General features: G+C 63.0%; 7 protein-coding genes. All 7 read right to left on the bottom strand.

Going from position 1 to position 6,753, the window contains the following annotated elements:
* On the bottom strand, positions 1–984 hold a 984-nt coding region (locus tag GPA_RS16560), incomplete at its 3' end, for a conjugal transfer protein TrbL (protein ID WP_156791097.1).
* A gap of 5 nt (positions 985–989) precedes the next feature.
* A complete protein-coding gene (locus tag GPA_RS17045) occupies positions 990–1,709 on the bottom strand; it encodes a hypothetical protein (protein WP_015540597.1) in 720 nt (239 codons plus the stop codon).
* A gap of 13 nt (positions 1,710–1,722) precedes the next feature.
* Entirely contained in the window at positions 1,723–3,276 is a 1,554-nt protein-coding gene (locus GPA_RS20475) for a C40 family peptidase (RefSeq protein ID WP_269446295.1), read from the bottom strand.
* 23 nt (positions 3,277–3,299) lie between these two features.
* A complete protein-coding gene (locus tag GPA_RS16545; protein ID WP_015540595.1) occupies positions 3,300–5,681 on the bottom strand; it encodes a VirB4-like conjugal transfer ATPase, CD1110 family in 2,382 nt (793 codons plus the stop codon).
* Positions 5,659–6,087 (bottom strand): PrgI family protein, encoded by a 429-nt coding sequence (locus GPA_RS16540; protein ID WP_083809221.1) that lies wholly within the window; start codon positions 6,085–6,087, stop codon positions 5,659–5,661. Before GPA_RS16540 ends, GPA_RS16545 begins: the two co-directional genes overlap by 23 nt.
* A 9-nt stretch (positions 6,088–6,096) precedes the next feature.
* The gene (locus GPA_RS16535) at positions 6,097–6,315 is read right to left on the bottom strand and encodes a hypothetical protein (RefSeq protein WP_015540594.1); all 219 of its coding nucleotides are present in this window, start codon (positions 6,313–6,315) and stop codon (positions 6,097–6,099) included.
* A 187-nt stretch (positions 6,316–6,502) separates the two neighbouring features.
* The coding region (locus GPA_RS19685) for a type IV secretory system conjugative DNA transfer family protein (RefSeq protein ID WP_041239847.1) at positions 6,503–6,753 on the bottom strand (251 nt) is incomplete at its 5' end.

Below are 6,753 nucleotides of genomic sequence, written 5' to 3'. Positions count from 1 at the left end.
TCGAGCCCACGCTCCGCTCTTCACGAGCGAGAGGATGAGCAGGATGCACATCGCCAGGTACTGCAGCGCGTAAGTGAGGCCGTTCGCGATGGCATCCGCAGAGGTTCCCGTCCCAGGGTTCACGCCGACGATTCCTCCGAGGATCAGCGGGAAGGCGATCATGAGGATGACGATGATCAGGCCGGCGATGCAGACCGCGGCGAAGTTCTTCAGGTACCCGACTCCGATCTGCCTGGTGTCGTCCAGGGCCATGAAGGCAAGGGGGATGGGGCTGAACGCAGCCATGATGTAGAGCTGCAGGGCACGGGCCCAGCAGACGACCAGGGCGACGATGTAGGCGGCCAGCACCACCACCCAGCTGATGAGGGAGACGATGAGCATGGCGAGCAGCGCCGGGATGTCGTCGTCGGGGGTGACGATGGAAACCGCGGCCAAGTCAAGCGCGCCCCCGGTTCCGAACATGACCATGACCCTGTCGATGGCGATGCCGACCACTTCGTAGATCGACTGCATGAGCTCGAAGCTATGCTGGATCAGGAACAGGAACACCGCGAAGAACACGAGCAGGAACACGACCTCCTTGACCCCGGGCATCGAGGCGTTGCCATCGACCCTTTGCGAGATCCGAATGAGCTTCACAGTGAACACCAGGGAGAGCACACCGCAGCCGATGGGAAGGATGGCGACCCTCCACACGCCGCAGGCTATGTCGTACATCGACACGCTGCCCGAGGTGGTGAGCATGGAGCTGAAGTCCGCGCCGAGGATGCCGTCGTATCCGATTCCCTTGAGGACGTCGACCTGCTTGGAGAACATCCAGTTCGCGGCGTCTCTCAGGAGCTCGGCCAGCCAATCGTTGATGTCTCCGGCGATGTCCGCATAGGCGTTGTGCACGGGAACTAGCAGCACCGCAAGAACGGCGAGCGTCATCGCGAAGGCTATCCTGAAGCGGCGGTCGCCGATGGTTCTGTAAACAACTGACATCCGCATCACATCGCAGAGATCCTGCCCGTCTTGCCGTCGATGATGACGGTCACGATGGTCCCGTTTGGGTCATCGAGGGTGAAGGTCGAGCTGATCCTCTCGGCATTGGCGTCAATGAAGATCTCGCCGTCCCAGCTCGCGGCCTTCGCATACGGGCACTTGGCGCCTGCATGGGCTTGCAGACACTCGGCGATTTTCGCCTGGTCGACGTTGGCCAGGCTTGCCAGGTAGCCGACGTTCCCCGTGATGCTGAGCTCGGCGCTCTCGGGCGCGTCGATGACGTAGGACGTTGCCAGCTTGAAGGAGTCGCAGGTGGCCGCGAGGCTGCCGTCGTCGGCGATATCGACCCTGATGATGGACGGGGACTGCGTTTCTGTGAGGCTGTCGCTGACCCAGATGGACTCGGAGAACCCTCCTTCGTCCGCGCTGGTCTTCTCGGGTGTCCAGTAGGTGATCTCCTCGTTGCTCCCGCATCGCTCCACGAAGGCGCCGTTCACGATGGACATAGCCGACTTGCCGTCCCGGGAGGTCCACTTGGATCCGAGAAGTTCCTCTAGGCTGCCTTTTGCTTCGTCGGTTGCGGCCTCCGGGGACTCGCTCTGCTCTTGGCCGGCCTGTTCTTGCTGGCCGGCGTGGACCATGGTGCAGCGGGCGCATCCCGCCCCGATGAGCGCGAGGAGGGCCATGCATGCGAGTGCTGCCATGGCCTTGCTCTTCCTTTCCATTCCTTGCTCCTTTCTAACGACGCGCCGTTAGGGCGCATGTGAAGTAGTTGGTTCCCGTTGCAATCCTGCATACGTCACCCGAGTGAGGCTCGTGGATGTACTTGTTGTCGCCGATGTATATGGCGACGTGGCCGTACTTGTAGAGGATGTCCCCAGGCTGCGCCTGGGATATGGGTATCTGCCTCAATTCGCTCTTCTGGTCTTCCGTGTAATGGCTGATGCGTATGCCCGCCTGGCGGTAGCAGTACTGTGTCAGGCCGCTGCAATCCAATCCCTTTCCCGGGGTGGATCCACCCCAGACGTACGGCACGCCGAGCTGGCTGTAAGCTGCGGCGACGATGACGTTGCCCGCCCCCTCGCCGGCCTTGAAGTCCTCCAGGCTTAGTCCGTCGAAGCGCCTCAGCCCGTAGGTGTCCATGATCGACTTCAGCGTCTCCACGTAGCTGGAGTCCGTGGCCCAGCCAGCGTCCTTGAGGCCCTCGGCCATCTTGTCGGAGTCGTGGTTTGCCACAGCCTCCTTGATCAGAGGGTTGTTCGCGTACCGTCCAGCTTGCAGGAACACGCGGCTCCTGAACCGGATGCACTCTTCATCGCCCTCGAAGACGATGAACTGGGCGGTGATAGCGTAGTGGCTACCGTCGGCAGCCTCCTCTCCGGTCGCCCAGGATGACTTTCCTGCGACTTCTGGGGCGGAGGCGTACGATGAAGCCCATTTCATGCCGAATAGGTTGTGGTCCCTGGTCGCAAGCTGGCTCATGTGGTCGCCCTGGCCGCTCTCGCAGATGATCTGGGCGATAGTGCAGCCTGCGGGATGCCCATACCTCTCCTGGGCGTCCAAGGCCGCCTCGACCATCTCGTAGGTGATGTATGGAGGCAGGCCTTCCATCGCCTGCTTGTTGGCCTCGCTCTGCCAGAACCCGAAGAGCGCTGAGACAATTTGTCCCACCAGCAGGGCCCCCAGGACGAACGCCACGACTCCCGTCACAACGCCCGCTACGGGTATGCCGGCGCTGGCGATTGCCCCTGTGGTGCCCGCGGTTCCCTCGGCCGCTGCGGCTGCGGTGGCTGCGGAGGCGCCAGCGCCAGCCACCTGCGTTCCGACTGTCTGGGCCGACATCTCCACGGAAGCGCCTGCGGCCGCGTCCGCGGACGCCTTGGTCGCTCCCGCCGCACCGTTGGACTTCGCGCGCATCTCCGCCGCCTGCTTGCAGGGGTCGGCTGCGGACTTCGCCTTTCCCGCCGGGTCGGGCACGGCTCCTTGGCCACCGGCCCTCTCTGCCGCCTTAGCTGCTTTGCGTGAGGCGAGCTTCCTTCTGACGGCCCTGCCGCCCTCTGCCGCATCGTAGACGTCGCGGGATCCTTCCAGCTCCTCGGCGTCGTCCAACTCGTCTACGAGCGATGCGGCTACCATGTGCTTGAACCCCATGCCGGCCGCAGTCCGCTCCGCGCTTGCCCCGCCCGGCACGCCGACGCCGCTTCCGACGACGCCTTCGCGGAACGCGTCGCCGCCGGACACCACGCCGGAGTTGAGGAGGTTCTCCTGCTCGCCTGCCACCACTTCGTGCATGGGGTTCCTGTCAGGGAGTCGCGTCATCGCGCGGACCTTCCTCCGCCTCCGAGGGCGTTGACCTCGGAGGGCTTCGTCGTCAGCAGGTCGTAGATCCTTCCCTTGGGCAGCTCGTTGGTGATCGGCATCCTGGCGCCGCCTGCGACCAGCAGCCCGTCGCCGGGTTTGATCCCGTCGTCGATGTACCTGACCTCCTCGTCGGAGAGGTTGAGGGTTTCTGCCCAGAGGTCTCGGTCGACGGTGGACTGCTTGTGGAGCATCAGGTAGTCGGAGTTGAGGATCATCGTCGAACCGATGTCGCTTCCCAGCATGAAGCTTGCGTTCTGGGAGAGCCCGGTGGCAACGAGGCCGAACTTGCGGCCCTCTGCCCAGAAGCTCTCGAAGTAGGCGATGACCGCCGGATGCTTGAAGAGGCTCTGGACCTCGTCGATGAAGAGCCAGGTCGTCTTTCCTTCCGCGAAGTTCTGGTACATGCGGTTTCGTACCTGCTCGAGGGCGGTCAGCATGCCGAACACCTTCATGTCGGAGTTCAGGTCATGGAGGTCGATGTTGACCATCGGGGCGTCGAGATCCACGTTGGACCTTCGGTTGAAGAACGAGAAGGAGCCCTTGACGTGTCGCTCGTAGCGCAGCGCGATGCCCTTGGCCGCTGCTTCGGGCTGCTCAAGAAGGAGGTTGTAGAAATCCTCGAGCACCGGTGTGCCGTCAACGCCGGAGCGTGCATAGGCCTCCTCCACGCATCGCGCGATGATGGAGCGCTCCGCTTGGGTAAGGCCCTGGTTTCCCTCGGCCATCATCGATGCGGACAGCGCCAGGAAGGCGTCCACTTTAAAGGCCTTCTGAAGCGGTTCGTTCAGAGCCGCGACATCCTTCGTGTCGAAAGGGTTCATGAACTGGCCCGAGTCGGCTGCGAGCCTGATGCTCACGCCGCCTCCCGCCTCTGCGACTGGGCGTCCCTCCCCGGTTGGGTCGATCCAGATTCCCTGAGCCCTGCCTCCGTAGAGCATGCGGACTTGCAGCCAGACGCTCTTCTGCGCGTTGGATTTGCCTGTGCCGGGGGTTCCGAAGTCGAAGCCCATGGGCGATGGCAGGGAGAGCCTATCCAGGATGGCCAGAGTGTTGGTGATCTTCGACTGTCCGAGGTAGATGCCGCCAGGCTGGTTGATCTCCAGCGATGCGAAGGGCATCTGCATGGCGATCTGGCCGCTGGTGAGGAGCCTGGTCACATCGCATTTGTTGGTGGCGAATGGGAGCACGGAGCCCCAGCCCTCCTGCTGGCGGTAGCTGAGCTTCTCGACGGTGAGCGCAGAGCCCCTGGCCGTGGAGATGATCCGGTCGACCTGCTCGTCCAGCTCCTCCTCGCTCGCCGCATAGGTGAACGCGTAGCCGGCGTACTCGAAGAGCCGCTCGTTCTTGTTGCGCAGGAAGTCCAGGAGCTCCTCGGCGTCCGCGCGCGAGTAGCGTAGCGCGGTGGAGGTCTGCGTGAGGATGATTCCCTTGCTGGCGGCTCGGCTCTTCTGTCCGCGCTCCTCCATGTCCATCCAGTCGATCTTGCCCTGCACCATGTCGATTGCCTTGTCTTGGGGGATCGGCCTTAGATGCAGCGAGACGGAAAGCGGGATGGGAAGGTCGACGATGCTTGCGAGGCAGTCGTCCATGAGGATGGAGCCGAAGGACCTTATTGCCATGACGCAGCACCATGCCCCGTCAGCCCTGAACGCGTCATTGCGGCCGTTGGGCTTGAAGTCGACGGACATGGGTGCCACGAAGTCGACGCTCCTCGCCGTCGGGCACTGGGACAAATTGTCCCAGTCGAAGTCGAAGGGAGAAAGCGGGCTCAGCAGGCCGCGGGCGATCCTGAGCCTCTCCGCGCCCTTGACGGGCTCGGACTTGCTCTTGATCCTTGCAAGCGCCTGCGTGCAGTCGTTGCGCATTCGTGCGAGCTTGGGGATTGCCGAGTCGAAGTCGTCGGCCTTCGTGGTGAAGGTCAGGTACCTCTGTCTCTTCAGGTTGGACACTCCCTCGCGCATCTTGTCGTTGAGGATGCGGTTGTACTCATCCACGTATGCGTCGAGGCAGGGATCGGTCTTGGGGAAGAACGTCCTGTTGCCGATCTCTTCCGCGGGAACGGGCTCGTTGGTGATCGTTACCTGGACGCTGGTGTCCGGGTTGAAGTAGTTGTAGAGCGCGCTCATGGTGCTGTAGATGTTCTCGCGGGTGTCCTTCCTGGCGCATTGGTAGGTGATGTCGCCGAATTGCACCGTCTGGCTGAAGAGGCCTGGGGCGACTTGCGCCACTCCGTTCTCGAGCATGAGCTCGTATCCGCAGAGGTCGATGGTGCCCTTCTGCCTCTTCTGCTTCTTCTTTTCCAGGGCGCCCTTCTTACGCTTCCTCAGCAGGCTCATAGAGCTCCGCCCCCTTTCGATAGGTTTTCTTTCTTTCCTTGCGGGTCAGTGTTTTCGGCTCCAATGCCAGCGGCATGTCTGTGCCGCTGCGGTGGCTGGGGCTGAATTCGTAGTGGCGCGTGGCCATGTGATGTCTGGCCACGAGCGGCAGGAACCTCTCAAAGGGCATGCCGTGGGGCTTCCAGAAGCCGGCGAGCCAGAAGGGCAACGTTGAGAGCATGATGGGAAACGTCATCTCGGAGGGGTCTATGGCGAGCCAGAACCACGAGGCCGATGCGACGAGGACCGCGGTGGCGAATCCTCCCGCCAGACAGACGCATGTCCTGATGGACATGTCCCCGAAGAGCTTCTGCTCGTACTCCCCGATGTCCTTCTGGATCGGGATATGGAGCTTGTCGTCGATCAACGGGGCCTCCTAAGCCGGCATCCACGAGGTGTCGAGCTGGCCGAAGTAGACCGCGGCGGCGATGATGATCGCGCCGCCGGCGATTGTCGCGATGCCCGCCTCCATGCCCTCGCCGCCGCCTCCGCGGTTTCCGAAGGACCTGCCGAGCTGCACCGCTCCCCAGACAACGAGGAATCCGCCCAGGAACGTCACGCAGCCCGTGACGAGGGCGATGATCTTTGCAAGCATGCTAATGCCTCCTTTGCGTCTTTGGCGCCGAGGTGGAAGGGGCGCCTTGCGTTGCGTGATAAGATTGTGCTGCGGAGCGCGCGAGCGCTCCTTTGCGTCTAGGCGGCGGCAGCCGCGCCGAGGGTGGAAGCTCGGCCCGGCCTTGTTGCCAGAGGCATTGCCGCTGCCGTTTCCCTTTGCCCTGGAATCACCCCCTCGTCCTTTCCGCGTACGCTCCGAAGTCGAAGGGCGCGCTGTGTTTTGCCCCCTTGTGCCCCGGCTCGACCTCGTCCCACCGGGGATGCTGCGACGCGTCGTACTTGTCGTCCTTGAACGGGTAGGCGCCTGCTATGAGGAGTAGGGCCTTCCGCCTTGACAGACGTCCGACCTCGTCGGGGAGCATCAGCGGGCGCTCGAATATTGACCTGTTCACGGTGGTCGACTTGTTGGCGCCCTCGG

The sequence above is a fragment of the Gordonibacter pamelaeae 7-10-1-b genome, assembly GCF_000210055.1.
Taxonomy (GTDB): domain Bacteria; phylum Actinomycetota; class Coriobacteriia; order Coriobacteriales; family Eggerthellaceae; genus Gordonibacter; species Gordonibacter pamelaeae.
Note: the sequence above shows the minus strand (reverse complement) of the source record. Positions and strands in the feature narration are given on the sequence as shown.

Bases quoted from the DNA above. Each gene is read 5' to 3' on its own strand.
- GPA_RS17045 (WP_015540597.1), bottom strand. From the start codon at position 1,709: ATGGAAAGGAAGAGCAAGGCCATGGCAGCACTCGCATGCATGGCCCTC.
- GPA_RS20475 (WP_269446295.1), bottom strand. From the start codon at position 3,276: ATGCACGAAGTGGTGGCAGGCGAGCAGGAGAACCTCCTCAACTCCGGC.
- GPA_RS16545 (WP_015540595.1), bottom strand. From the start codon at position 5,681: ATGAGCCTGCTGAGGAAGCGTAAGAAGGGCGCCCTGGAAAAGAAGAAG.
- GPA_RS16535 (WP_015540594.1), bottom strand. From the start codon at position 6,315: ATGCTTGCAAAGATCATCGCCCTCGTCACGGGCTGCGTGACGTTCCTG.